Raw genomic sequence first — 26,432 nt, 5'->3', positions numbered from 1 at the left:
ATGATAATAACCAGACCACTTTTTCTAAAGGGCTTTTCCTGGCACTGTTGCAAATAGCCTGACATGCTAAGCTAAATATCTTGTTTGTCAGGCTATTTGCAACAGTGCCCTATTTCGGCTATTTTTCTTACTCTAAAAATTATTACATTGATGCATAATTTAGACATGAAATATGGATATACAGAAAATTTTTGATTCTCGGTTTAAGCGATACATATACAGTTCAGCCAATTCGAATTTTGCGCTTCAGCATGGCCGGCTAAGGCAAGATTGGTCAGGGCAGCAGAGAGAAACACGCTGGTCATATCAGCATCTCAAAATATTATGTGTAGACTAAAAGTTTAAAGTAAAAAAGCCAATCCGTAGATCAGCTTTTTAAAAGAGATTGATAAATCAAATAATTAGATTAAGTACAGAATCCCTGAGATTAAAATAATGAGCACACAGATCATCACTATCATTTTAATTTTGCTTTCCAGATAACTCAGACTTAAACCAACGACCAATGCTGCAAAAGTTAGACTGCCTAGCCAATAACTGATCATATTGCTAACTGTACCAGCGAACAGACACAAGGTGAGTGCCAGAATCAATATCACCCAGCCAAGAATGCTGGCCAGTCTGGTTTTGGAAGTATCTAATTCTTGAGCAAAGATCTGTTTTTGATGTTTGGACATCGACGCGGCAAGTGTAAAAAAACCGAGAGACGTCAAAGCCCAAATCAATAAGAAGAACATCATTCCTGATTCTCCTTGAGCATCGCTTTGGATTTTTTCGGCGGCAAGCCTTTATGGTTTTTCACTTTCTTAAAGGCAAACCAGAACAGGATTGCAAGCACCCACATCGCCAGATCAAAAGAAGCAATCATCCATTGACCATTCAGGACAGTATTCCAGATTGCCTGACCGCCAGTCAGGAAATTAATGATTGGCAACAATGCGAATGCCACAGTTGCCAGCAGGAGAAGCTCTAGCCAAGCTTGTCGACTGCTACGAATCATGGCATACAGCAAAGTCAGCAACCAGACGATAAAGAAGCTACGAATCTCCCAGTTCAAACGCATGCCCATGTCTGCCGGAATAAAACGATTGGCATAAAAGTAGGCAGCACAGGCAATCGGTAAACCAATAATAGCAGCGATATTGGTCACTTCCACAAGACGATAACCAAAGGATTTATATCCTTGCTTCTGTTGTTGCGGTGCACGTTTGACACACCACAGAATTAAACCGGTCGCAATCATCAAGGTGCCGACCACACCAGACATGAACAATAACCAGCGTAGAGCCAAGTCCACGCCACGTGCTTCATGCAATGTGGTCAATATATTGTAGATACCATTTGCGACCGAAGGCATTTTTAATGTGGTTTGATCCGGCTTTAATTCACCTGTCACGCCATTGAAAGCAAGACTTGGATAAACATTACGATAAGCTACGCTGACCCCATTTAAGGCACGAAGTTCAATTTCGGCTTTGGCTGTATTTGGCTGGATGATATTTATTGTAGTAACAGGATTGTTTTTCCATTGCTTTTCTGCTGCTGCAAGGATAGGTTCCAGATCTGTCAATGGGGCAGGGCGTGCAGGTGATGCATCACCACGCAAACCACGGCCTTCACCAGGTGCAGACATTTCGCTGCGCCCACTACGATTTTCTCCTTCGCCTCGCGGTCGGTGTTGTGCACCGTCACGGGGTTCAGTCTGAATACTATTCTCCTGAATCAGGCTCTTACGCTGATCTTGCAGAAATGCGCCACGATTTTCATAAATCTGGTTAACACCCCAAGGCATTAGAGGAAAGAGCAGTAGTAATAAACCGCTAAAGGTAATCATGATATGAAAGGGTAGGGCAAATACCGCTGTCGCATTATGAGCATCTAACCAAGAACGTTGACCTTTGCCTGGACGGAAGGTAAAGAAATCCTTAAAGATTTTCTTATGGGTAATCACACCACTGATGATCGCCACCAGCATCAGCAGGGTTGCAATACCGACAATCCAGCGCGCCCAGATCCGGGGCAGGCCGTACAGTTCAAAATGAAAACGGTATAAGAATGAACCGCCGCGTGTTGCTCGGGCTTGCAAAACTTCGCCAGTTGCACTGTCAATGGTTACGCGAGTACCGCCACGACGTGCACGAGGATCATCACCGGCGCTGCGAATATTGAGTGTGGTAGTATTTTGGCGTGAGTTTGGAAGCTGAATCGCCCAACTGCCAGCATCAGGATGATGTTGTTGCAGATAAGCCAATGCCACACGAGTCTGTTCGATCTGGGTCTTTTGCGGGACTGACTGATGAAATTCAGGTTTCATCCAGACGCTGATTTCATTCTGGAAAAAACTCAAGGTTCCGGTCAAGAAGATCGCATATAAAAGCCAGCCTAGAATCAGGCTAGCCCAAGTATGCAACCATGACATCGACTGGCGTGGCCCTTCCTGTTTTGCATCGACTCTCATCTTAATTTCCTAAAAGCTTATAGGCGATATAGAGCAAAACACTAGGAATCACGATCCCGAGTGTAGCCTTCATGGTCTTGTTCACCATAAATACCCAGATAAAGGCTGCGGTATTTAAGCTAAAACCAATCAGGGTGGCCGACATAGCTGCACTGTTTCCAGCATCCATAAATAACTGGGCAATCACAATGGCTGCCAGTGAGGCAAGGATATAACCGCCGACACCCGCCAGAATAAAGCGATATAAAATCATCCCACGATAAGCCAGCATATTTGCTTTGACTTTATTTTTGCTCGACGGATTCGGTGCAGTAACTGTTTCAGTCGCTATTGCATGCATATTCGGACTACTCATCATCGAAAATTCTATATATAAATTTATTAAGCAATGTAGATGCGAATGATAACAATTATTATATGTATTATTAAAGTTATTATTGCAAGTTTATTAGGGTTACCAATGTCACGTTAAATTCAGGTATAAATTGTGAGTGACTGCTGCATTCCACTTTAGAACCAATTTATGTTTAGCAATTTAATAAAAATCAGAGAAAAGGGAGCCATAATCTCTCTTTTGGGCCTCATATAATCAGAATTATGTTAATTTTAGGGGGATTTAAAAATCATATATATTAACCAAGTAATAAATTGAGGCAGGCTCAATAACACATCCCCCAAAAAAATTTATAATTTTTCTTTAGATTTAAATTACTAGTAAACCTACTATAATTGCAGTTTATTGCCTAAAACTGATAGGTCAGTTGGTTATTCTGGCCCTCATGTAGATGAGAATTAGTCTGTTTAGAACCCTTGGCGTTAACGAAAATTCAGTTACCACTGAATAAATTTAGCAGTGAAGGTTATTCATCAAATGAACCAAAAAAAATTTATCATCATTACCCAAGTTTTTATTTCTGGGATGATGGCTTTTGTCATGACTCTTTTTTTCTCAATATTAAATATAGGTTTAACTTCCCTAATGTTAAAAGAATGGTTAACAAGTTTTATGATAGCGTGGCCAGTAGCTTTTTTATTTTCATTAGTAGTATCTCCCTTAGCATTTTCAATTAGTGGGAAATTATTTAAATTTAAGCTTTAAATAAATCAAAAAAGCTCTGATTTTAGGTCAGGGCTTCGTATAAGGGGTATTATATTGATTTTAGAGAAATTAAATTGTTTGTCTGTTCGAACTGACCTAATCTACCCATAATTCAGCGATTTTTTTCATTAATTCAGCACGATATGGTGCTGTTGGATTACAAGAGTTTCGCTGAACTTCGTTTTCATAAAATGCTTGCCATTCCTTTACCATTGCCAAAGTAGTACCCTTTTCTTGAATAGCTTTTAAATCCAGCTTTTGGATATTTTCCAGACGATTTTTCGCTCCTTCCGGCCCTGTTGCCCATCCAATTACATTCTGCCCAAATTTAGGTAAACTCATATTTTTTGGCGTTTTCGGAATTGCGTTACGCTCAATCTGCAGATTAACTTTACATCTTACCTCTTGAGTCGATTCTTGTACAAACTTTTGAGATGACATCTGATGATTTGCACATGCCATCAATAACATAGATGAGATAAACACAAATGCAACTCTTAGCAAATTAGCTTTAAACATGGGAGAACTTACCTTAACACTTAAATTTATTGATCACAATTTTTAGAACTTTAATGTAATATCTGCAAAATATTGACGACCAATTTCAGACAAAATACGGCCATTTGCCCCTATATACTTATTATGTCGGTCAAACACATTATTCACGGTTAAACCGAATACAGCTTGGTAATTCCGTCCCACATTAAGACTATAACTCAAACGAGTATCCCACCCAAAGTTTGCACCAATACGTCCTGCACTATAGCTACTTTTTACAATCTCGCCTTGATATTCAAATTGCTGATCTTTTGCTAAAGCTTTTTTAGTCATGGCTTCTTGACTTGAACGATAGCGTAAAAAGTTACTCCAAGTCAGCGGTAAATTATTCGGCTTAACTTCCCAAATCGAACGAATTGTCCATGGCTGAGCAAAGTTTTCCGCAGGTCTATCAATATTTGCGATTAACTTTCCATTATAAATGACATAAACATCTTCGTTATACATTGAATCATCATAACTATTAAAATTACGCTGAACCTGGCTATAGTCAGCTGCTAAACTGAATTTATGCTGACTGTTGAACAACTGAAGTGGTTCAACATTTAAAAGCTCAAGTGTGTAAGTCTCTGCCTTACTTTGCCCATTATTAGTATACGTAAAATCCGTTGTAGAGCTATTTAGGCGATCTTTACGAATTTGATCATGATTGTCACGATTGACATATTTAAGTTGGCCTTGCCAATTATTCCATCTTGTATTTACTGCAAATACAGATTCGTCACTATACGGTGTATCTAATGTAGCACGTGTTACATTACCATTTGATGGATGTGGATTTGAAAGCAACCAATCTGAGGCCACACTCGCCCTACGTTCTTCTGAAGTAAATGAATTAATTCCGTCTTGTAAACTTTGTTCAAAAATATTATTGGCGTAGTAACGATTCCAACCCGCAGTGAAAAATACAGAATCATTAGCGAATGGAAAATATTGAATATTACTCCGCGGTGCAAAATTATGTTGCTTGGATAAACTGTCATAGTCTTGACGTAACCCTAAGCGGACCTTGATTAAATCATTCCAGTTTATTTTATTTTCTATAAATGTATTCCAACGATCCTGTGTTAAATCAATTTCTCCCTGTTCGTAAACATAACGTCGAGCATGATATTGTCCTTGCACACCACCATTGCTATAAGACAAATCACAGTTAGGATCGATTACACCATTATTTAAAGTACATGTATCCGTTCCCAATCCACCATTTGATTTACTAGGTAGATAGTACATATAGCCATTTTCGAGACGTGTCCAACTTGCGTCATATTGGCTATAACCTGTACCAATCGTCCATTGCTGTTCAATATCCGCCAAAACGAATGGATGAAATACTGCTTTAACATTATATTGCCAATTATGCTGACTGGTCTCTAAATCACCATACCCCCCCTGTGAGGCAGTCTTGGCTCCATTCCAATCTTTATCGGGAGATGCATTCCATGTCAACATCGCATTCGAGGCATAATCTTTAGCAGCACTTTGTTTTTGTAAAACAAATTTTTGTGTCAAATTTAAAGCATCAAATTGATGTATTCCCTCAAAATCTAATGCTAAATTTTCAGTACTGGATTTGTAGCTACTTGTAGCCATTGATGGGTTGTTTTTTGAATTATCATCTTTTTGATAATACAAGCCTAGCTTTAATTGATTACGATCGTCCATATCATAATACATGTTCGCTGCAAAATTATCGGATTGACGTTTTTGGCTAAAATCTTGTTCATCTGTAAACGAAGACTTTAGACCAATATCAGATTGTCTACGTGAAGCAGATAAACTTAATCCCAGCTTTTCTGTCGCCTTACCGTATGCTGTAATACTTAAGCCTTGCTTCGTAAAATCTTTTTGATAACTTGTCGAATCGTTCGCTTCAAAATCTTCAAGCTCTTCTTCATCAATAAAATGAAAACTACTCAAGTCACTACTGGTATAGTCATAACTCACCGAACCATGCACTTCACCTACAGCAGTTTTTGGCGCACATGTTTTCGCTTTTATAACACCTCCTGCAAATTCACCATATTCAGCACTGACATTACTATCTAAAACTTCAAGTTCACAAAGTAAATCTATATTTACCGTTGCCGATAAAGAGTTACCAGCAATAGCATTCATCGCTGTATCGCTACTACCTGATGCAGGATTTAAAGAGTTTCCAATATTGACATTGTTTAATAAGAATTTGTTGTCATAGAACATTGCGCCATGAATACTAATATCTGTTGCATTCAATTCACCTTGTGCTCCTGCCGCTAATGCTTCATCTCCCATTTGTACATTGGGATTGACCTTTAAAAAATCGGTGATTGTTTTTTGAGAATTTGGAAGTTGTCTTAATTCTTCTTGATCATAATGACTGGCACCCGGCTGAAATTCGGGTTCCGCATACAGTACAATCGTTTGCATTTTAAATATCGTGTCCTTCACATTTATATCATTTTTTAATGTGGACTCCTCCAAAACTTCGCTTTTAACATTTGACATGGTTATTGCACTTAATACAGCTGAAGTCAGCACGAAAAAACGAGATAGCATTAGAAAGCATTTAAAGTAAATAAGAATTGCTATTATTTGCATTTACACAAAAATTACAAGTATTTTAATTTTTTTTATAATCTAAACCTTTAATAGTTAAACCTTATGAACTCAGAACGTAACTAAAAAGTAAGTAGTAGTCTGTTCCATTTAACATAAAATCTCTTATCTGAAATATGGATCCAGGTTTCAAAGAAATCACAACTGAAAAGTTTCTCACAATATAGAGTTAGTATCTTTGGGTAGGGGATGTCCATTCTATAAAAAATATTTTCTAAAATTTTTCTCTCAAATTTCATATTTACGATTTTCAAAAAAATTAATTTGCTAAAGTTTCTTTCAGCAATCAGTAATGTTCTTTGTAGCCATGTTCTAGAAAATTGATGAAGTTCGTAGCTATAAACAAAATGATTCAACGTCTTGTAGCTACAAAGTGTTCTTTGAAGACTTCGTTGTGGCTACAAGCTAAATGAACACATTACTGACACCACAATAAAAATAACAATAGGTGGAAGAATGAAACAAGGCAATCGCAATATTGTCAAAAGACTCCGATTTCTTGATATAGAGGCTGAGCAGCTTGAACAGTTGCTAGAGCTGAAAGGCATCAGCTTTACCAACTTGGTGCAGGCATTAATTGCTCATGAATATCGTATGAGTCAGCCCTATGTCCCTCGGGAAAATGAAGCTCAACTGGGCGTTATCCAAGCCAAAGCTTCGCCCCCTAAAGTAAGCCGTGTAGCCACATCGTACTGCAAACTTGATCCCGCATTTCTTAGAGAGTTAGGGCGGATCGGGAATAACATCAATCAAATAGCAAAATCCCTGAATATCCTTTGTCTCAGCCAACAGAAAAATAAAGCAGACTTTTCCTATATCCAATGCTTGGCTGTCTTGGAAAGCATTCAACAGCTACTTCATCAGCATCTAGATTCTTTACCCATCATCACACGCTCTGAATATCAGGTTGAACGTCGTAAAGAACAGGCTTTGCGTTATGTGACCACACAAAGGGAAGAGGCATGATTATTAAGTTTCTCCCTCATGGGAAAGGTGATCCATTTCGTGCTGCTGCCTATGTGATGGATGATAAAGATCACCTGAATTTGCCTCGTACAGGCGTAGAGGTACTTCGAGGTGATCCCATGACCTTTGCATCGATTGCACAAGGCTCACCTCATAAGCATCGTTATACCTCAGTCGTCATTGCATGGGCAGCAGAAGATCAGGTCGGTCTCGATGAAATTAACGAAGTGCTCGATGCGTTTGAACAACATGCCTTTGCTGGTTTAAAGCCCCATCAATATCACATGACGGCTGTGATGCACAAAGAAGAGAATAGATCGAGACATATCCATGTATTGATTCCACGTCTTGAACTCAGCACTGAAAAATCCCTCAACATTGCACCGCCTGGGCATCGGCATTATTTCGATCCACTACGAGATTACTTCAACCATAAATATGAGTGGGCGAGACCTGATGATCCTGCACGTGCGAGAAGCTTACAACTCCAAGACCATCTGCTTAAGCAGAATGCGGCTGCTCTAAAAACTAATTTGATTGAACAGCCCAAGGCAACACGCATTGAGCTGATTAATCAGTTTATCGAACACCGTATGTTGCAAGGCGTGGTGTATGACCGTCCTACCGTTCTACAAGCACTTTCCGAAATTGGCACGATCACTCGGATAGGACAAAACTATATTTCACTTCGTACCGAGGCAGGTACAGACAGATTAAAGGCGGCATATTATGACGAACAGTTTTACCTCTCAGATTACCTTGAAAATCAAAGAAGAACAGAAGCTCTTGGATCAACATCAATTGAAGATTCAAGAAAGCTTGCAGAACGGAATCGAGCATTACGAGAAGCTGAGCAACGTATTCAAGAGGTACGAGCAAAACGCCAACAGTACAATGAACGAACATATCGAGACCCTGAACCAATATCAGCAGCAATTGGCAAGGATCAACGAAGCACATACCCAGTTGAGCCAACAATTGAAGAAGCTACAAAGATACAAGATCAATCTCGAGGAAGAGACCGAGCAGCAGAACAATCAGATGGAGGAAATACTTCTACAGATGCAAAGCCATCAACAAACACATTTGGAAATAGTACAGACGCTAGAGAAGACCAAAAATTTGGTTTTGAATACCTCGATTTCGAGCGAAACACAACTCAAAGTGATCATCCAAGAACTCCGGATAAAACCCGACCTCAACACAATAGAGGAGATTCAGCAGGGTATCGCCAAAACACCTATGTTCATTTTAGTGCTATTGCTGATACTGACCGTCAGCAACAGTTTCATTTTAATTTACAATATTATAAGAGGTATCTAAATGCCCGCACTCCATACCGAGTTACAACAGCTCACTCAACAGCAACTACAGTTGCTACAACAAGAAAATCAAGCTCTGAACAGTTACTTGCAAGTGATGAAGGACGAAATCAAAGACGCAACCAATACCATCGCATTGCAGCAAACTTACCAAGCCAAATTGCAGCAATTGATCGAACAATTGAACAGCGAGCTACAGCACAAAGATCAGCAGATCAAACAGTATCAGAATTATTTATCCAACAACATCGACGTGCCAAATCAAACAGATTTGTCCAATATCTTGGTTCCGTTGTTGAAAGAGTCTCTGAATACTTATCTCCAATCAGAACAGTTTCAGATGCAGTGTCAGAGTTATATCGAGGCAAGACTCAGCAGTTATTCGAGCAGTTTAGAGATGCTACATACGATCAACTGGTCAAGTTTGCAATATCCCGAGAAAAGCATCGAAAGAGAGTTAGACAGTGTGCTGAGCGAAGTCATGAATATGAGCAACGATTTAAGGGAGCTCATCAATTTATATCAACCGCGTTAAATTGGTCGAAGCAGCGTATTTTTCCAAAATATCGTTTGAGTCATTTCATCAATAACATCGTGCAACAGCATCCTGAGCAAGATTTCACCATGATGAAGGGCTATGCCGAAAGGGTAGATGATCAAATCACAGGTCATATCCATTACTTAATGGATGAAAACAAAAAGGGAAATAAATATCCAACAGGGGAAAAACTGAAATTCGCTAGAGAATTCAGATTATGTAGTGAAAAGCTGAGTCAAAATATCCATCTATTCAAAAAAGACGATCCGAATATCCTGGGATTTTTAAGCACAATGGATCATTACATACAGATGATTGATCTTAACCATCCTAGACCACACATCAAAGAAGAAAATTCACATTTGCTCAATGCGAATGATGCTTCAAGGCTTGATATCAAAGACAGTATAAATGAACTTCGGTCTTACCTTGAACCTTATGGTCGCAAGAGATCTGCTGAAAAAAATGAGCTTAAACAGGTCTTGCAAATTGTGCCTAAAACACCAGAACCAAAGAAAAATAACTTACCGGATTTAGAATTCTAAAAAAAGGGAATGCTTTGACGCGAGGTCAAAACATTCCTATGCGATCAATCCTTTAATTTTTGAATGTCATTCTTTTAGGGCGTAGCTTGGTACGTCTCGACCACATTTCAGGATATTGAGCACTTATATTTGTTGTCCCAGTTGAGTGGGGAGAACGACCATCCATCTGTTGAACACGATCTTCCAAGCGATCAATGAGAACATAGAGATCTGTAAGACGTTGCAGATCCTCGGTTGGAATTTTCTTAGCAACGTTTTGGATCAACTGTGTGACGATGCGCTTTGCTGAAATTTGATTTTGCATAATGATGCACTCCTAGATAGGGATATACACCACCTCAACTAATTTCCACATAGCTGAGGTGGCAACAGACAGGGGTGGAAATACTGAATCTAGGATCAGCCAACACGAAGTTGCCCTGTCATGCTGCCATAAAGACTGCATCAAACAGTAAGCAAAAAAATAGCCGCAAGTGCGACATTTCATGCACCTAGATCGTATCAGGTTTCCACGCCTGAACACAGATTTTGCTGTGTAATAAATACGCTATCAGTGGTTAAAAAATGAGTCAACACGCTTTTACATTAGATCAGGTAAGGGGTGTCTATGAAAAAGTCATTTTTTATTTTTAATGTTTAAATAATTCAATATCTTATGGTCCATATTTATTTCATCTTTGCTATTAGACACGATTAATAAGCCGATAAACGGTATAAGCAATGCCTTAAAACTCAGGCTAAATGTAACAAAATTTTTGTATTAAGAATTGTAGTAAGAAAAATTTATAAATAAATATAGATAATATAAAACATATAGATAGTGGTTTAATTTGACGGACACCGCTTCCGCCAAATTCAAAACCCCGATTAATGATCGGGGTTTTTTATTGCCTATAGTTTTACCCCCACATAAAAATTTGGATAGCATAGAACTTTTTTAGTCGTAGTAAGGCAAGCTTGGAAAGCAGTTTTATAAACAGCTATTAAAATAAACTATATTTATCATTCAATTTTTTCGCTATTTCTGATTTCACTATTCAGCTGCTTAGTTTGCTTGAGGATCTCTTAAGTGGAGATTATTCATGGCTTGCTGACCTTAATCGTCAGTGGGTTTTGACAGCCCCCTAACACAGCGGGTAATTCCATTGGTGTCATTCTGATTGACGAGCCAATCCAATCAATGGATTCCATTTACATACTCACGACGATCGATCTCTTACGTAGTATCTGTTTGCAGTTTGACAACAAGTCATCATTTCCACCCATGATGGAAATTTCTTCGACTTACTTCAACGCAAAATTCCTGCACAAATTTTAGGGTCAAAATTCTTGCAATTGAAAAAGTTTGGCGTAGCCGTGCCGATTGATCCGTTCCGCAATTAGGCTTTGTTGCATAAACCTATCATTAAAAGCTTATCCAATAATATAATTCTCCAATGAATAAGCCTGCACATAAAAAATATAGAACAACCAATTGGTCTACCTACAATCAAGCGTTGGTCAATAGGCAGGACGGACAATATAAGCCATGATTAACGAGTTGGCATTCAATCAATTGGGTTTCCTCAATAGGTATATCTACCTATATCAATAGGCATTTTTATATGCTGCTACCCGTACTTCTCATTATCGTATTAGGACAGTTTAAGTATGAGTACTTAACTTCTGCCTAATCAGAACACTGATTCATCCTTATATTTCACAGGCATATTCTCGGATTAGATTAAGTCATGCACTTAGTGGGAGTTAAAGCTTCTATTAAGGAAGACTTAACGATCTGAGGAATTGCTGCAAATGATAGCTAAACATCTAAAATCAATAGCATTAGCCACAAGTCTTTTGGGCTGTACGCCATTTGTAGTTGCAGCTGAAAATGGGGGAAGTGCTTATCCTGATGGTACGGATAGCTTTCTAGGGGGCGCAATGCCACCTCCAGGTACCTATTTGGTGAATTACAACCAATTCTATTCAGCAGATAAATTTAAGAACAATCATCCTGTATTCGCTGACTTCAAACTCGATACCTTCGCAACCGTTGCACGCGGTATTTATGTCAGTGATAAAACCTTTCTAGGCGCAACATGGGGTATGCATGCTTTCCTGATCTATGCAAATGCCGACATCACCTTAGGTGGCGGGCAGGATGAAAAAACGGCTTTAGGTGATGTCATTATCGATCCATTTCTATTGGGTTGGCATCAAGGTGACTGGCATGTCTCTACCGGGGTAGATTTTTATATTCCTGTCGGTTCTTACAACAAAAATAAACTTGCCAATATTGGTCGTAACTACTACACGATTCAACCCATTGTCGCAGCCACGTATCTCAACAAACAAGGTATCGAAGTCACTACCAAATGGATGTACGACATCAACTTCGAAAATAAAGATACCCAATACGAATCAGGCAATGCCTTACATGTAGATTACATTATCGCAAAGCACATGGGGCCACTAGCAATCGGCCTAGGTGGATATGTACATCGCCAATTGGAAGGCGATTCGGGTGAAGGCACAATTCTCGGTGACTTTAAAGCCAAAGCCGCAAGTATTGGACCACAAGTGCGTTATCAATTTGCTAAAGGCATATCGGTTGCTGCCAAATACCAAAAAGAATTTGACGTTGAAAACCGACCTGAAGGTCAAAAGTTTGCAGTCGATATCACTATTCCTTTTTAAGACCAACATATTGCAGTAGGGGGAGAAATTATGAAAATTGAAAATCAAGATTATGCCGCTGGTAGTAAAAATGCAGTTGATTATCTTATCGTCAATGAATACTCAGGCGGTATTGTCGGGCCAAGCCAGCGCATGCTGGGTCCACTTAAAAACGGTGGAACACTGAAAACAGGTACCCCGCCGGGCTGTTGGGGGCCAATGATTACGCCGGCATTTCAGGGTGGTCATGAAGTTACATTACCAGTATTTATTGAAGGGGCAGAAGTGGGTGATGCCGTTGCACTGAAAATCAAAGCAATGCATGTCACCTCTACAGCAACATCTTCTGGCGTCATGAGCTTTGTTGAAGGTCGCTATCACGGTGATCCGTTTGTGGCGAAATATTGCAGCGCATGTGGTACAGAACAGCCTGCCAGCTATGTCGAAGGCATAGGTGAAGATGCCATCCGTTGCAAAAATTGTGATGCAGAAGTCAGTGCATTTGAATTTTCACATGGTTATGTAATTGTTTTAGATGAAGATAACAAAGTCAGCCTGACTGTCAATCAAAAAATTGCTGACAAACTCGCTGGCAATGCAAATGAATTATCAGCACTGCCTGAACATGCAGCACAGCACTCAATTTTGTCACTCGCACGTGCAGATATGCCTGGAGTGGCAGCACATATGCGTCCATTCCTCGGCAATATTGGTACCACACCATCACGTGACTTGCCGGACTCGCACAACTGTCATGACTTTGGACAGTACCTGATTAATGCACCACACAAATTTGGCATGACTGAAGAAGAATTGCTTGCAGCAAAAACCGACGGACATATGGACACCAACTCGATTCGTCCAGGATGTATCTTGATCTGTCCGGTCAAAGTACCAGGGGCAGGCGTGTACATGGGAGATATGCATGCACAGCAAGGTAATGGCGAAATCGCAGGTCATGCAACAGATGTCTCAGGTGAAACAGAACTCCAGGTTGAAGTGATTAAGGGCTTAACCATTGATGGTCCAATTTTGCTTCAAGCCTTTGATGATCTGCCACCGATGGCACGTCCATTTAGCACAGACGAAAAAGCCAAAGTCAAAGCCCTCGGTGAGCGTTGGGGTCAAACTGAAATTGAAGAAAGTGGCCCCATCACCTTTATGGGCACAGGAAAAAACCTGAATGATGCCACTGAAAATGCATTAAACCGTGCTGCGAAAACCACAGGTTTGAGCTATGACGAAGTGATGAACCGCTGCACCATTACCGGTTCAATTGAAATTAGCCGTCTGCCAGGCATGGTACGTGCAACCTTCCTTTGCCCAATGCCAATTCTTGAAAAACTCGGTATCGCTGACCTCGTACGCGAACACTATCAACTTTAATGGATGTTGCCGTGGTACTCCATCGGCATATTAAAACTTTTAATTGAAAAGGAATCTCAAATGAACAGTGAATCTAAATTACGTTGGGGCGATTTATACCCTGAACTCGGGATCGAGCCAATTCCAACTGAACCCTGTATTTCTCCTGAAATTTATCAAGAAGAAATTGACAAGGTCTTTTCAAAAGTATGGCTCAAAGTTGGTCGTGTCGAAGAAATTCCCAAGAAAGGCGACTATAAAGTTAAGCGTATTGATTTTGCTAAAACATCTGTGATTTTAATGCACGGCAAAGATGGTCAAATTCGTGGTTTCCATAACATCTGCTCACATCGTGGCAACAAGGTTGTGGTTGAAACCGACAATGAAACTTTCGGTTCAAGCAAAGCTGCAGTGGTGACTTGCCGCTTCCATGGCTGGGTCTATGACGCGAAAGGTGATTTAGTCAATGTTCCGGAAGAGGAAAAATTCACTTCTTGTTTCGATAAAGGTCATAACGGTTTAGCACCGGTACGTACCGAAATTTGGGAAGGCTTTATCTTCATTAATTTAGACAATGAAGGCACTCAAAACGTTGAAGAATTCTTAGCTGGTATGGGCACGCATTTGGGCGGTTATCCATTCCATGAAATGGAAGAATGCTTTGCTTATAACACGCTGCTGAACTGTAATTGGAAAGTGGCACATGATGCATTTGCTGAGGCTTATCACGTAGCGACGATTCACGCAGGTTCATTCCCGAATGTATTTGCTTCAGGTCTGCAAGAAGTTCAATTGTTTGGTGATCACCGTACTTGTGCAGTGTGTTTAACCAAAAATGCCAACCCTAAACCAGCGGCGGCACTTTCCGGAGAAATTACCGGAGCATCACTGGTCAATCACTATGAACGTACGCAACTCCCTAGTTCAGTGAACCCCAATGACCGTGATGATTTTTCATTCGAGTTATCCGTGATCTTCCCGAATATTTTGGTTCATGTGACTGAAGGCGTGTGGTTCACCCATCAATTCTGGCCAGTGGGTCACAATCAAACCCGTTGGGAAGGACGTTACTACCTGCCGAAAGCGAAAAAATATTCTGAACGTTGGGCACAAGAGTTTGCACAAGTTTTACAGCGCAATGCATGGCTAGAAGACACTGCAACGATGGAAGATACCCAACAAGCACTTGAATCTAAAGCGAAGAAAGTGATGCATCTACAAGACGAAGAAATCCTGATTCGTCATGGCTACCATGTTCTTGAACAATATCTCAACCGCGCATAAGGAGAATTCGCATGACACAACTTATTTCACAACTTCCTGCTGATTTTGCTGTTCTTGAAGCTTTTGTCGCGAAATGGGCTTTGGGCACTTCCAAACAACGCCACCAGCAACGATTGCAATCGACTTCGGCTGAATTGCAGGCATTTTACGATGTGATTTTGCCTGAAATGCACAAATTATTGGCAGCACTCGATGAATATGAATTGGGTACTTTGCCTGAAGAATTGCATAAGTTGTATTGGCTGAGCTTAAGTTTTGCAGAAATTGCACCACATATCGAACTGTATAAAGGTTCAGTAGGCGTGCCATATGCCTTTGAAGAAAAGCGCTTTATCTATGAAACAGGCGATGTAGTAAACGTTTAAAAGGACTTGAATATGAGCCAGCACAATCTGGAAGCACGTTTGCACTATCTAGAAAGCTGTGAGGCGATTCGGAGTCTCGTGGGGCAGTACGCCACAGCGGCTGATCAACGCAACAATCCCCAAATTTTACAACATTTGTTTCATGACGACGCAGTCTGGGCTGCCAATGGTTTTGGTGAATATCAGGGTCGTCAAAATATTCTAGATGCATTGTCCGGCATTGCTGAAGCGCAGATTTTATGGAGTCTGCACATTATGGCTATGCCTGATATACAGGTCATTGATGAATGCAATGCAACCACAAGTTGGATGCTTTGGGAGGTGTGTCATTTCAGACAAGCTATGGCTGAAAAAAATCAGCCTGCATTAATGAATTGTTTAGGTGGTTTTTATAATTCCGTCATTCGCCGAGACGAAGACGGGATTTGGAAATTTGAGCGTGTTGAACTCAACCTGACATTTAATCAACCGTATCCAACGGCGTAAATACAAGGTCTGCAGCAATCACAGCATTAAAGAGGAATTTATAAAATGAGAAAAATTGCAATTATTGGTGGTGGGCAAGCAGGTTTATTACTGGCGTTTTCATTACTCGAAAAAAAATATGATGTGACTTTATATGTAGACCGTCCTGCGGATGAACTTTTACATGGCCGTATGGTCAGTACCACCATGTTTTTCGCCAATACTTTAGAGGTCGAGCGTAAATTAGGCCTGAACTTCTGGGAGGGCAATGCCCATCACGGACAAGCGATTCATGTGGACTTCCGTGCGTCAGATGGCAGCGTTGCATTACCCTTGACTGGTTTTTTGCATGAAAATAAGGGTATCGCGATGGATCAGCGGACCAAATATCACCGTTGGTTAGAAGAATATCCACGTCGTGGTGGCAATTTGGTGATTCAAAATGTCAGCCCTGAAGATTTAGAAATTATCTCTGCAAAAAATGACTTAACCATTCTGGCGGCAGGCAAGGGCAATATCACCAGCCTGTTTAAACGTAACGAAATACGCTCTGTGCATCAAACCCCGCCACGTAAATTGGCTGCAGCACTTGTTGTAGGGGATGATCTTTGCGGTCCAGACAGCTGGCAAGGTCAGCCTTCGCAAACCCTGCACTTTAACTTCGTGGCGGGTGCAGGCGAATACTTCAGTATGCCGTTCTACAGTCATACCCATGGCCCTTGTCGCAGCTTCTTGTTTGAATGTGTTCCAAGCGGTCCGATGGATATCTTTGATGATGTCACCAATGGCGAAGAAATGTTGCAGCGCATGAAACAGGCGGTTGCCAAACTGACCCCTGATCAAAGTTTCCGTATGGTCGACAATCTTGAACTCAGTGATCCAAATGCATGGCTGAAAGGAGCATTCCGTCCAGAAGTCCGTCATCCAGTTGCACAGCTCGAAAGTGGCGCAGCCATTTGGGGCATCGGCGATACAGTCATGGTGAATGACCCTATTGCAGGTCAGGGCGCAAATAATGCAACGCGTATGGTTGAACATTATTTACAAGCAATTCTTGCGCATGGTGATGAAGCATTTACTGCTGAATGGATGACCCAAGTTTTTGACGAATTCTGGGAATATTCAGGTCGCTATACCACTGAATTTACCAATCTGCTGCTTAATCCGCCAAGTGAAAGTCTATTACAAGTCTTAGGCGCTGCATCGCAGAATCAAGTTATTGCCGATGATTTCATGGGGCACTTCAATCATCCACGTGGTTTCTGGCCAGCGGTCGATGGCGCTGAAGGCGCAAAAGAATACCTCTCACGGAAGGAGTTTCAAGATGCAGCTGCCTGAAGTGTTATGGCAGGATGTTGATCTTGCGGAAGCGAAATCGCTTCGGCAGGCCTTCGGGGGCTTTGCAACAGGTGTCGCAATTGTCACTTGCCTCGATGAACATCAACAACCTGTAGGACTCACGATTAACTCGTTTAGTTCAGTTTCTTTAGACCCGGCACTCGTGCTGTGGAGTTTGGTAAATCACTCACCCAGTCGTGAGATATTCGAATCTGCGGAATATTTTGCGATCAATATTTTAGGTGCAGATCAGCAGGACATTGGCTTGAACTTTGCCAAGCCAATTGCGGATAAATTTCAGCATGGGGTTTGGAATATTGAACATGCTCAAGCACCCGTACTCGAAGGCTGTGTAGTGCAATTTGTTTGCAAAAATGAAAAGCAGATTGAAGCGGGAGATCATCAAATTTTCCTTGGCAAGATTGAGCAATGCCGTCACAGCAACAAGCGACCATTACTGTTCTGCAAAGGGCAGTTCAACGTATGGCCACAGTATCAGGAGGTTTCATGACTGATCTAAACAATAAAGTAATCTTGGTCACTGGCGGCGCAACCCATATTGGTCAGGCAGTGGTTTCTGAACTGACAACGTTGGGTGCACAAATCATTATTGCTGATATTAATGAAACATTGGGGCAACAAGTGGCGACCGCCACTAAAGCAACATATAAATATCTTGATTTAGCGAATGATGACAGTATTCAAGCTTTGGTCAGTACACTGAAACAAGTCGATATCTTAGTAAATTTAGCATGCCTCTATGAGGATCATGGTTCACAGTCGACACGCACTGACTGGCAAAAAACCTTTAATGTCACGGTGTTTGGTCATGCAGCACTGGTACAAGCCTGCCGTCCATTGCTCAAAGCAAGTTCAGATGGGGCGGTCATCAATATCAGCAGTGTTAGTGCCCGTATCGCGCAAAAAGAGCGTTGGGTTTATCCGGCATCTAAAGCCACTTTGGAGCAATTGACTAAAAGTATGGCCTTGGACCTAGCAGCAGATCATATACGCGTGCATGCTTTGTCACTCGGTTGGACATGGTCTGTTCCAATGCAAATGATTTCAGGTGGTGATCGTCCAAAGACGGATCGTATTGCAGGTCGTTTCCATGTACTTGGTCGTATTGCGGATGCAGAAGAAGTCGCACAAGCCTTAAGTCTGTTATGTAGTCCAAAAGCCAAATTACTCACCGGCAGCACTATTCATGCCGATGGCGGTTATCACACCCTGGGACCTGAAGCGACAGATTCACCGATTGAGGAGTTAAGCGCATGAATATTCAAATGACCAATATTGCCGAAAAGCTGCTATGCCTCACCTCGGATGTTGAACAAGGCGAAGGTTTACAGGTCATGATTGAGGGTTATCCGCCACTGGCTGTTTTTCACCTCGAAGATGGAGAATTTTACGTCACTGATGATACTTGTACCCATGGGGAAGCTTCTTTAGCCGATGGTGAAATTGATGGCTGTGAAGTGGAATGTCCATTCCATGCCGGTGCATTCGATATTAAAACCGGCGAGCCGTGTGGTGCACCATGCAGTATTCCACTCAAAACCTACCAGTCCATTGTGCGCAATGGTCAGGTCTATTTGGTGGAGTAACGCCCTATGCATAAAATTCAAATTGAAGGACAGGGGCAATTTCACTGTGCATCCGATGACGTGTTACTCCGTGGCGGCTTGCGTGAAGGTTTAGGCTTACCTTATGAATGCAATGCAGGCGGCTGTGGCACCTGTAAAATAGAAGTACTTTCTGGTGAGATTGAAAACCTGTGGGTAGATGCACCGGGCTTATCAGATCGTGATAAACGTAAGGGTCGTGTATTGGCATGCCAATGCCGCCCAAAATCTGACTGTGTGATCAAAGTTCGCTTAGATGAGCAATGTATACCGAAAATTTTGCCAAAACAGCAAGCAGTAACTTTGAAGCATGTAGCGCCAATTACCCATGATATTCTGGAAGTCCATTTACAGGCAGATACGCCTGCGCAGTTTATTCCGGGTCAATACGCCTTGCTTTGGGTTAATCAGGAATTGCTGCGCGCCTATTCGATGTCCAATTTGCCCAATGACGAAGGGCTGTGGGTCTTTCAGATTCGACGTGTGCCGGATGGCAAGATGACCAACTTACTGTTTGATGAACAGGAACGTAAAAATGCAGTTATTCAAATTGATGGTCCTTATGGCTTAGCATATTTACAAGAGCAGCCACGTCCGATTATTTGCGTTGCAGGAGGATCCGGTCTGGCACCTATGCTGGCGATCGCGCGTGGTGTCGCAGTCAATCCACATTTACAGCATCAAAAAGTCTGGTTCTTCCATGGTGGACGTGAACAACGCGATTTGCTGACCGAAGCACAAATGCGTGAGTGGACTGAACTTGGTGCACGCCTGAACTATATCCCTGCAACCTCATCCGAGCTAATTGAGGGGATTCGTTCCGGTTTTATTCATGACGTGATTCATGATGTTATCGGTGCTCAACTGCTTGAACATGAAATTTACTGTGCGGGCCCACCGCCGATGGTGAAATCCATTGAACAGATGGCACATCAAGCAGGAATTCCGCAGCAGCAAGTTCACTTCGATCGTTTCTTCTAAATCTTAATCTGTATTTAGCTTGCAGGTGACGGTTTTAAACCATCGCTTGCAAAGTTTTATCTCGACATATCAACACCATATTGACGATCTGCGCAATTGACTCGGTGCCTAGTTTTTGTCGGATATGCGTGCGATGAATCTCGACAGTTTTATGGCTGATATTCAGCATTTGAGCAATATGTTTACTCGACAAGCCATCGACCAATAAATTAATGATTTCATTCTCACGTGGGGACAGGGATTTCAATTTAGATCTTTGTAGCTCACGTTTTTCAGCGGCTAAAAAATCAACTTCTGCCTGCTGTAAACAGGATTGGATTTGATTGAGCATATGCTGCGGGTTAAACGGCTTTTCCAAAAAATCGAACGCACCCGCCTTCATGGCATTGACGGACATCGGAATATCGCCATGACCGGTCATAAAGATAATCGGTATACTGATCTTTTGCTGATTCAGCTGCTGCTGTAACTGCAAGCCGCTCATCCCACGCATCCGCATATCCAGAATCAAACAGGCAGGCGTATGGGGACGCTGGTAGCTTAAAAACTCCGTCGCGCTGTTGAATGTTTTGGCCTCGAGTTGAACAGACTCCAAAAGCCAGGTTAAAGAGTTACAAATGTCTTGGTCGTCATCAATGACATATACGATTGGTTCTGCGACATGCGGATTGGTCATATACATTTTGCACGCTCCTGTGCTGCCAAAGAAATATTGAAGATGGCGCCTGATTCGCCTTCACAAACCCATAAATAACCTTGATGGTTTTCGATGATGCTGCGAGACAAGGTTAATCCTATGCCCATACTGTCTGTTTTACTTGAATAAAATGATTCAAATAACTGTTCAGGATTTTGTCCTTGTAGCCCTGGACCATTATCAGCGATCGCAATTCTTGCGTGTTGATGGTGCTGCCAAGTACGGATAAAAATATCGCGCTGACCTTCAGGATTTTTTTGTAATGCATCGACAGCATTAAAGACCAGATTGATAATAACTTGACTGAATAATGTCTCATCAGCAGAAATACTCATTGGAGACACACCCAATTCATAATGAATGGTGCATCCGCCTTGATCTGCTTTGAGATTAATGAGCGGATTTAAATCCTGAATCAGACGATTCAATGAATGGATTTTAAAATTTGCTTCACCTTTTCTCAAGAAGCTACGCATACTGTGAATAATACCATTCACGCGGTGGGTTTGATTTAATGCAGCATTCAGGGCATCAATGGTTTCCTTGGTATTCGCCAAACCGTTTTGGATGCGAATAATACTCCCACCGACATAATTATTCAGTGCCGCCAAAGGCTGATTCAACTCATGTGCCAATGCAGTCGAAAGTTCGCCCATCGTTTTGCAGCGGGACATATGGCCCAATTGTTTTTCTCGAGCCCGCGCTGTATTTTCAGCGTCGATACGTTCAGTAATATCTCGGTAATTAATTAAAATGCCTTGAATGTCAGGATGGTCAAGTAGATTTCTGAAAGTCGCTTCATGATGGCACCACTTACCATTGTGGTGCAGGATTTTATAATGGATCGTTCCTACACCATCATCTGCTGGCTGTCTAAACAGTAGTTGTCTTACATCCATCCGATCATCGGGATGAATCACGCTTAAAACATTTTTATTGAGGACAAAACGGTCACGATATCCCAAAATACGCTGAAGGGAAGGGCTGGCATAGAGCAATTTTCCTTGAGTATCTAAAATCGCAATGCCATCTCCAGAGTTTTCTAGCAACATCTTAAAATATTGATCTTTAGATTGAAGCTGATACTGGTATTTCTTGATTTCACTGATGTTGCGGACGAGCGCTAGCATTTTGGGCTGCTGCTCGATCTCTACAATTTTCAGACACACCTCAACAGGGATATGACGCAGATCTTGAGTCTGAATGAGCCACTCAAATGTGATGGCTTCATGACTAGCAGCCTGATGGACTTTCCTTAAAGCATGTTGAAAATCAAAACCATGACTATGTGCACTAATCTTTTCCACACTCATCTGGGTTAATTCGGATTTGCTATAACCTGTCAAGGCTTCAGCTGCTTCATTGGCATCCATGAAATCGATACTGTCTATGTCATGAACAAAAATCGCATCACCAGCTTTGTCAAAGATGGTTTGATAATAATTAACACTTGTCATTTCCGGTCCTTACGCTAGATGGCGTCCTGCTATCTGGTAGAAGGAGTATTTCATTCCATTTAAACATTTCTAATTTTGTCTTTTATATTGAGTACAATTTCAAGATTATGCAATGCGAATAAAAGTCTAATTACATACTCAAAAAGTATAAATCCAATCAGAAAACAAATATGTTTAAACTTATAGAAGTATAAGCAAGATTTATTCCATAACTTCTTGACTTGCAGTTTTTAATTAACCCGAATCGCGGATAATAAATTGACTTGAAAAATAAGAGGACGAGAGCCATCAGTTGAGTTACCACACAAAACTCATAACTCTAGTCCTGATGTTTAATAGTATCGAATTATTCTGTGTAGTTGATGACTTCTTTCTTAAATTTGAAGCAACATATTGGCAATTCCTCAAACAAGACGATGGGTAAAATTTATAGTATTTCTGGCTATTTGTTAGGAATTTAAGTTTCGTTATGCACCTGTCCGCTTTGTCACAAAAATAAGCTAACAACTCAACTGATAGAAGTTTTGGTTTAAGTACGACTTGTATTGAGTACGCGTTCATAATTTTATGTAATAAAGCTTCTGATTCTTATAGTGATTTTATGATTTGATAAGTGGCTTAATTCAATCAGAAAATTCGCATAATGAAACTTATACCCTGAGGGTATTTCAGTGAGAGATATTTGATATTGGCAAGTGTATTTGAATTCATCTAAAAATATAAATGGATTAATAAAAAGCCGAATCAACTAGCAAGGAAAAGCTAAATGAATAAGATGATTTTTAAAACACAACCCCAGCTAGATCATACTTTTTTAAAGAACTGTTGGTATGTGGCCGCATTATCTACGGACGTAGATGCGTTTAATCTTTTTAAACGCAAGATCATGAATACTAACGTTGTCATGTATCGAACTCAAGCTGGAGAACCCGTTGCATTACAAGATCGTTGTCCTCATCGCTTTGCACCGCTCAGTTTAGGTAAGAGAGACGGAGATGAATTAGTTTGTCCTTATCATGCTCTAAAATTTAACTCGACTGGCCAATGTACCCATAACCCGCATGGCAAGGGACATATTCCAACTGCTGCAAAGGTTCAGACATTTCCCTTGGTAGAGCGTTATGGCTTTTTATGGATATGGATGGGTGATGCGGATAGCGCTGATGATGAGTTAATTCCAGATTATAGTGAACTGGTGTCTGGACATGAGAATTCAGTCGGTCATACCTATATGCATGTGAAATGCAACTTTGAGCTATTAACTGACAATGTTATGGATCTGAGCCATATAGATCATGTACATGGTGAAATTATTACAACGCGAGGAAAGTTGTCGCCGCTTGTTCCTAAAGTGACTGAAACACATAACAGTATTGCTGCACGCTGGGAGTGGGAACAACAACCGGCAATGATGATCTTTGCTCCATTATTACCGTCACCACACGAATCGGCAGAACAGTATTTCAATATCATCTGGACTGCACCTTCGCATATTCAATTGACAGTGGCAGCGGTACAGAATGGTGAGTTTGGTGTGGATGATTTAAACCAATATGACCTACATACCACTACGCCAGAAACTGAAAATACCACGCATTATTTTTTCGCGACTCGACGTAACCATATTGAAGAAGATGCAAGTTTTAATGTGATGAAAATTCAAAATATGCATCGTGCATTTGAAGATGAAGATGTGCCATTACTTGAGGCTGTTCAAGATGAGATGGTGTCTACAGATTTCTTCTCTCTTAACCCTGTTTTAATGTCGAATGATATTGCTCCTGTGCGTGTGCGCAAAAAATTATTAGAGCTCATCGAACAGGAAAATCAGCACAACCCTGCCTAATTTATGGTTCAACTGATCAAAGGAGTACTTATCCACCCGATAAGTACTGAGATGAAATATTGTCAAAGGATTGTAAATAGTGGATATGCATAAATTAAAGTTAAAAGTTCACGATATTCGCTGTGAAGCAAAAGATACCTTGCTGCTTGAATTGAGAAGTGAAAAAAATGACGAATTGCCTGCATTTACAGCGGGTTCACATTTAGAATTTTATTTGAAGAATGGATTGGTTCGGCATTATTCATTACTCAATGATCCTGCTGAGCGAACGCGTTATGTGGTTGCAATAAGTTTAGATGTAAATAGCCGAGGTGGATCTCAATTCATTCATCAAAAACTGAAAGTGGGAGACTTTGTCTCCGTCAGTACACCTCGCAATAATTTTCCACTCGCTGATGCCGAACAATACTGTTTCATTGCCGGTGGAATTGGTATTACACCTATATTAGCCATGATTCACTGGTGTATTGCTCATCAGAAAAAATGGCGATTATATTATGCCGTTCGCAGCAAACAACGTGCGGCTTTTTATGAAAATTTACAGGCATTGAATCAACTCAAAAATATTAATTTTCACTTCAATGATGAACACGAAAATTTATTGGACTTAAGAGAAATCGTGCTGGGTTTAGACGAGGGTGAGCACATTTACTGTTGCGGCCCAAATCCGCTCATGTTGGCACTTAAGGATATGCCGGAAGCGCCAGCTGATCGGTTGCACTTTGAATGGTTTAGTGCGCCTAAGTTAGCGGAGCCAGCGCTTGATGCTGAAAACTCTATTGCAGACTTTAGGGTTAAATTGGCAAAGTCGGGACATGAAATCATCGTCAGATCAGAGCAATCTATTCTAGAGGCCATTGAAGAATCAGGAATAGATGTTCCTTTTTCCTGCCGCGCAGGTATCTGTCGAGCGTGTGAATGTAAGGTTTTAAAGGGTGAGCCAGATCATTTGGACATGATTTTGAGCGATAGTGAAAAACAGACCAATCAGACCATGTTGATCTGTGTTTCCCGCGCCCGGAGTAAAGTGTTGGAATTAGATATTTAAAGGATAAATCAAATTATATGGATATAAATAATGAAAAAAATAACAGTGATTATGTTGAGCGTTTTATCACCTGCTATATATGCGTATAACGGAACATTACTCACAGCAACAGGTCAGGTTTCAAGTGGTATGGGCGGTGTCAGCTACGGGGGAGGTTTTGACCGATCTTCGATTGCTGATAATCCAGCCAATTTATCCTACCAGCTATCTGGTGGTGATATTCAAATGTCTTTGCTTAATATTCGCTCAGAAGCAAGTTTTATTGATCCAAATAGTCAATATAAAAGTAATCAGTATGTTCCTGTACCCAGTCTTGCTGTTGTGCAGCATGCAGGAGAACAACTCAGCTATGGTGTTGCCGTTGTGGGCTCAGGTGCATCAGTAGATTATAAGCAGGCGATTACTGCTGATGAGCAAAATGCGACAGCCAAAGATAATCTTGCGATGGCCACGATTAATCCGATCGTGTCTTATAAAATTAATCCAGAGCTGAGTGTTGGTGCAGCGATTCACTTGGGTGTGCAGCAATTCAGAGCGAAGGGCGTTATTGTGGGAGTGGATTCCAACCAGCAAGCCATAGAACTCCCTGGACACGGCAATCAATGGGCATTGGGTTATGGCTACGCATTTGGCGCGACATGGCAGTTTCAACCGCAATGGACAGCTGGAGCATCCTTTATTAGTGAAACAGTTTTTTCAAAACTGGATGGCTATGAAGATGATCTGCTTTTAGCCAGTGATGGTCGCTTAAATTTACCAATGAGGTTCGGCATCGGATTCGCTTATCAACCGCGTGAAGATCTTAAAATTGGCTTTGATGTGTTGAAAATTAATTGGCAGGATAGCGATGGATTTGGTCAAGCAACTGCCTTTAATTGGAAAAATCAAACGGTGTACCGAATTGGCGCAGATTATAAAGTCAATGACGTTTCAAGTTTGAGAGCTGGTTATAGTCATGCCAATAGTTTTTTGGATAGGGACTTTAGCAATGCCAATGTTTACACAAATGCGATAGCGCCTCAGGCAATGACGCTTGGATATGGGCACCGTTTTAATTTTGCTGATTTCAATCTGGCTTATGAGTATGATTTTTCTTCATCTGAGGAAGGAACCAAGCAAAGCACAGGGACAAATCTAAAAAATGAAAATCATACCTTGACCTTAGGATTTTCAAAGGCATTTTAGTTTTTTCTGATGGTTTAAAGCGCGATGAACACTA

The 26,432-nt window shown here is 41.1% G+C and carries 24 protein-coding genes and 1 pseudogene; 17 read left to right on the top strand and 8 right to left on the bottom strand.

Annotated elements, in window-relative coordinates:
- Window positions 1-401 precede the first annotated feature (401 nt).
- The 3 genes from E0H80_RS00990 to E0H80_RS00980 are packed head-to-tail and all read right to left on the bottom strand — an operon-like array spanning window position 402 to window position 2,816.
- The gene (locus E0H80_RS00990) at window positions 402-740 is read right to left on the bottom strand and encodes a DUF3325 domain-containing protein (protein ID WP_131362399.1); all 339 of its coding nucleotides are present in this window, start codon (window positions 738-740) and stop codon (window positions 402-404) included.
- On the bottom strand, window positions 737-2,458 hold the full coding sequence (locus E0H80_RS00985; protein WP_131362397.1) for a PepSY-associated TM helix domain-containing protein: 1,722 nt from the start codon (window positions 2,456-2,458) through the stop codon (window positions 737-739). Before E0H80_RS00985 ends, E0H80_RS00990 begins: the two co-directional genes overlap by 4 nt.
- A 1-nt stretch (window position 2,459) precedes the next feature.
- Window positions 2,460-2,816: a hypothetical protein gene (locus tag E0H80_RS00980; protein ID WP_131362395.1), complete on the bottom strand. Its 357-nt coding sequence runs from the start codon at window positions 2,814-2,816 to the stop codon at window positions 2,460-2,462.
- A gap of 513 nt (window positions 2,817-3,329) precedes the next feature.
- Between E0H80_RS00980 and E0H80_RS00975 the strand changes: the two genes are divergently transcribed.
- Window positions 3,330-3,557, top strand: a complete 228-nt coding sequence (locus E0H80_RS00975) for a DUF2798 domain-containing protein (protein ID WP_131362393.1) — start codon at window positions 3,330-3,332, stop codon at window positions 3,555-3,557.
- A gap of 96 nt (window positions 3,558-3,653) precedes the next feature.
- On the opposite strand, the gene E0H80_RS00970 is transcribed toward E0H80_RS00975, so the two are convergent.
- Window positions 3,654-3,998: a DUF4951 domain-containing protein gene (locus E0H80_RS00970; protein WP_323052963.1), complete on the bottom strand. Its 345-nt coding sequence runs from the start codon at window positions 3,996-3,998 to the stop codon at window positions 3,654-3,656.
- A 120-nt stretch (window positions 3,999-4,118) separates the two neighbouring features.
- On the bottom strand, window positions 4,119-6,545 hold the full coding sequence (locus E0H80_RS00965) for a TonB-dependent receptor plug domain-containing protein (RefSeq protein WP_165494264.1): 2,427 nt from the start codon (window positions 6,543-6,545) through the stop codon (window positions 4,119-4,121).
- 624 nt (window positions 6,546-7,169) lie between these two features.
- Here E0H80_RS00965 and mobC point away from each other — a divergent pair.
- Together mobC and E0H80_RS00955 are read left to right on the top strand one after the other, a co-directional pair.
- Window positions 7,170-7,679, top strand: a complete 510-nt coding sequence (gene mobC, locus E0H80_RS00960) for a plasmid mobilization relaxosome protein MobC (protein WP_131362389.1) — start codon at window positions 7,170-7,172, stop codon at window positions 7,677-7,679.
- Window positions 7,676-10,084, top strand: a complete 2,409-nt coding sequence (locus E0H80_RS00955) for a hypothetical protein (RefSeq protein ID WP_131362387.1) — start codon at window positions 7,676-7,678, stop codon at window positions 10,082-10,084. Before mobC ends, E0H80_RS00955 begins: the two co-directional genes overlap by 4 nt.
- Before the next feature lie 52 nt (window positions 10,085-10,136).
- On the opposite strand, the gene E0H80_RS00950 is transcribed toward E0H80_RS00955, so the two are convergent.
- Window positions 10,137-10,388, bottom strand: coding sequence for a hypothetical protein (locus E0H80_RS00950; protein WP_131362385.1), 252 nt, complete (start codon window positions 10,386-10,388; stop codon window positions 10,137-10,139).
- A gap of 1,490 nt (window positions 10,389-11,878) precedes the next feature.
- Between E0H80_RS00950 and E0H80_RS00940 the strand changes: the two genes are divergently transcribed.
- From E0H80_RS00940 to E0H80_RS00895, 10 genes are read left to right on the top strand one after another with little or no spacing between them, the layout of a single operon-like run.
- Entirely contained in the window at window positions 11,879-12,763 is an 885-nt protein-coding gene (locus E0H80_RS00940) for a SphA family protein (protein ID WP_131362383.1), read from the top strand.
- Between the two features lie 30 nt (window positions 12,764-12,793).
- Window positions 12,794-14,128 (top strand): acetamidase/formamidase family protein, encoded by a 1,335-nt coding sequence (locus tag E0H80_RS00935; protein WP_131362381.1) that lies wholly within the window; start codon window positions 12,794-12,796, stop codon window positions 14,126-14,128.
- 60 nt (window positions 14,129-14,188) lie between these two features.
- Window positions 14,189-15,391: an aromatic ring-hydroxylating oxygenase subunit alpha gene (locus E0H80_RS00930; RefSeq protein ID WP_131362379.1), complete on the top strand. Its 1,203-nt coding sequence runs from the start codon at window positions 14,189-14,191 to the stop codon at window positions 15,389-15,391.
- 11 nt (window positions 15,392-15,402) lie between these two features.
- Window positions 15,403-15,756 (top strand): hypothetical protein, encoded by a 354-nt coding sequence (locus E0H80_RS00925; protein WP_131362377.1) that lies wholly within the window; start codon window positions 15,403-15,405, stop codon window positions 15,754-15,756.
- A gap of 12 nt (window positions 15,757-15,768) precedes the next feature.
- A complete protein-coding gene (locus E0H80_RS00920; RefSeq protein ID WP_131362375.1) occupies window positions 15,769-16,242 on the top strand; it encodes a nuclear transport factor 2 family protein in 474 nt (157 codons plus the stop codon).
- Between the two features lie 45 nt (window positions 16,243-16,287).
- Entirely contained in the window at window positions 16,288-17,559 is a 1,272-nt protein-coding gene (locus E0H80_RS00915; RefSeq protein WP_131362373.1) for a styrene monooxygenase/indole monooxygenase family protein, read from the top strand.
- Window positions 17,546-18,070: a flavin reductase family protein gene (locus tag E0H80_RS00910; protein WP_131362372.1), complete on the top strand. Its 525-nt coding sequence runs from the start codon at window positions 17,546-17,548 to the stop codon at window positions 18,068-18,070. The genes E0H80_RS00915 and E0H80_RS00910 overlap by 14 nt, the downstream gene beginning before the upstream one ends.
- Window positions 18,067-18,837 (top strand): SDR family oxidoreductase, encoded by a 771-nt coding sequence (locus E0H80_RS00905; RefSeq protein ID WP_131362370.1) that lies wholly within the window; start codon window positions 18,067-18,069, stop codon window positions 18,835-18,837. The genes E0H80_RS00910 and E0H80_RS00905 overlap by 4 nt, the downstream gene beginning before the upstream one ends.
- Window positions 18,834-19,166: a non-heme iron oxygenase ferredoxin subunit gene (locus tag E0H80_RS00900; RefSeq protein WP_131362368.1), complete on the top strand. Its 333-nt coding sequence runs from the start codon at window positions 18,834-18,836 to the stop codon at window positions 19,164-19,166. Before E0H80_RS00905 ends, E0H80_RS00900 begins: the two co-directional genes overlap by 4 nt.
- 6 nt (window positions 19,167-19,172) lie before the next feature.
- Window positions 19,173-20,165 (top strand): 2Fe-2S iron-sulfur cluster-binding protein, encoded by a 993-nt coding sequence (locus E0H80_RS00895; protein WP_131362366.1) that lies wholly within the window; start codon window positions 19,173-19,175, stop codon window positions 20,163-20,165.
- 34 nt (window positions 20,166-20,199) lie between these two features.
- Here the strand turns inward: E0H80_RS00895 and E0H80_RS00890 are convergent, their stop codons facing one another.
- Both E0H80_RS00890 and E0H80_RS00885 read right to left on the bottom strand, forming a co-directional pair.
- Window positions 20,200-20,847 carry a response regulator transcription factor gene (locus tag E0H80_RS00890; protein WP_228259924.1) on the bottom strand — a complete coding sequence of 216 codons (648 nt, stop codon included), beginning with the start codon at window positions 20,845-20,847 and terminating at the stop codon, window positions 20,200-20,202.
- A complete protein-coding gene (locus tag E0H80_RS00885; protein WP_131362364.1) occupies window positions 20,838-22,319 on the bottom strand; it encodes a PAS domain S-box protein in 1,482 nt (493 codons plus the stop codon). Before E0H80_RS00885 ends, E0H80_RS00890 begins: the two co-directional genes overlap by 10 nt.
- A 328-nt stretch (window positions 22,320-22,647) precedes the next feature.
- Between E0H80_RS00885 and E0H80_RS00880 the strand changes: the two are divergent.
- The 4 genes and pseudogenes from E0H80_RS00880 to E0H80_RS00865 all read left to right on the top strand — a co-directional run.
- A pseudogene (locus E0H80_RS00880) lies at window positions 22,648-22,740 on the top strand (IS982 family transposase); the annotation flags it as partial.
- Between the two features lie 345 nt (window positions 22,741-23,085).
- Window positions 23,086-24,165: an aromatic ring-hydroxylating dioxygenase subunit alpha gene (locus E0H80_RS00875; RefSeq protein ID WP_131362362.1), complete on the top strand. Its 1,080-nt coding sequence runs from the start codon at window positions 23,086-23,088 to the stop codon at window positions 24,163-24,165.
- 85 nt (window positions 24,166-24,250) lie between these two features.
- On the top strand, window positions 24,251-25,213 hold the full coding sequence (locus E0H80_RS17050) for a PDR/VanB family oxidoreductase (protein WP_131362970.1): 963 nt from the start codon (window positions 24,251-24,253) through the stop codon (window positions 25,211-25,213).
- 30 nt (window positions 25,214-25,243) lie between these two features.
- Window positions 25,244-26,398, top strand: coding sequence for an OmpP1/FadL family transporter (locus E0H80_RS00865; RefSeq protein ID WP_131362360.1), 1,155 nt, complete (start codon window positions 25,244-25,246; stop codon window positions 26,396-26,398).
- Window positions 26,399-26,432 lie beyond the last annotated feature (34 nt).

Origin of the sequence: Acinetobacter sp. ANC 4779, from assembly GCF_004331055.1 — a bacterium.
Classification (GTDB): Bacteria; Pseudomonadota; Gammaproteobacteria; order Pseudomonadales; family Moraxellaceae; genus Acinetobacter.
The sequence above is the reverse complement of the archived record's forward strand: the minus strand, read 5'-3'. Positions and strand labels throughout refer to the sequence as shown.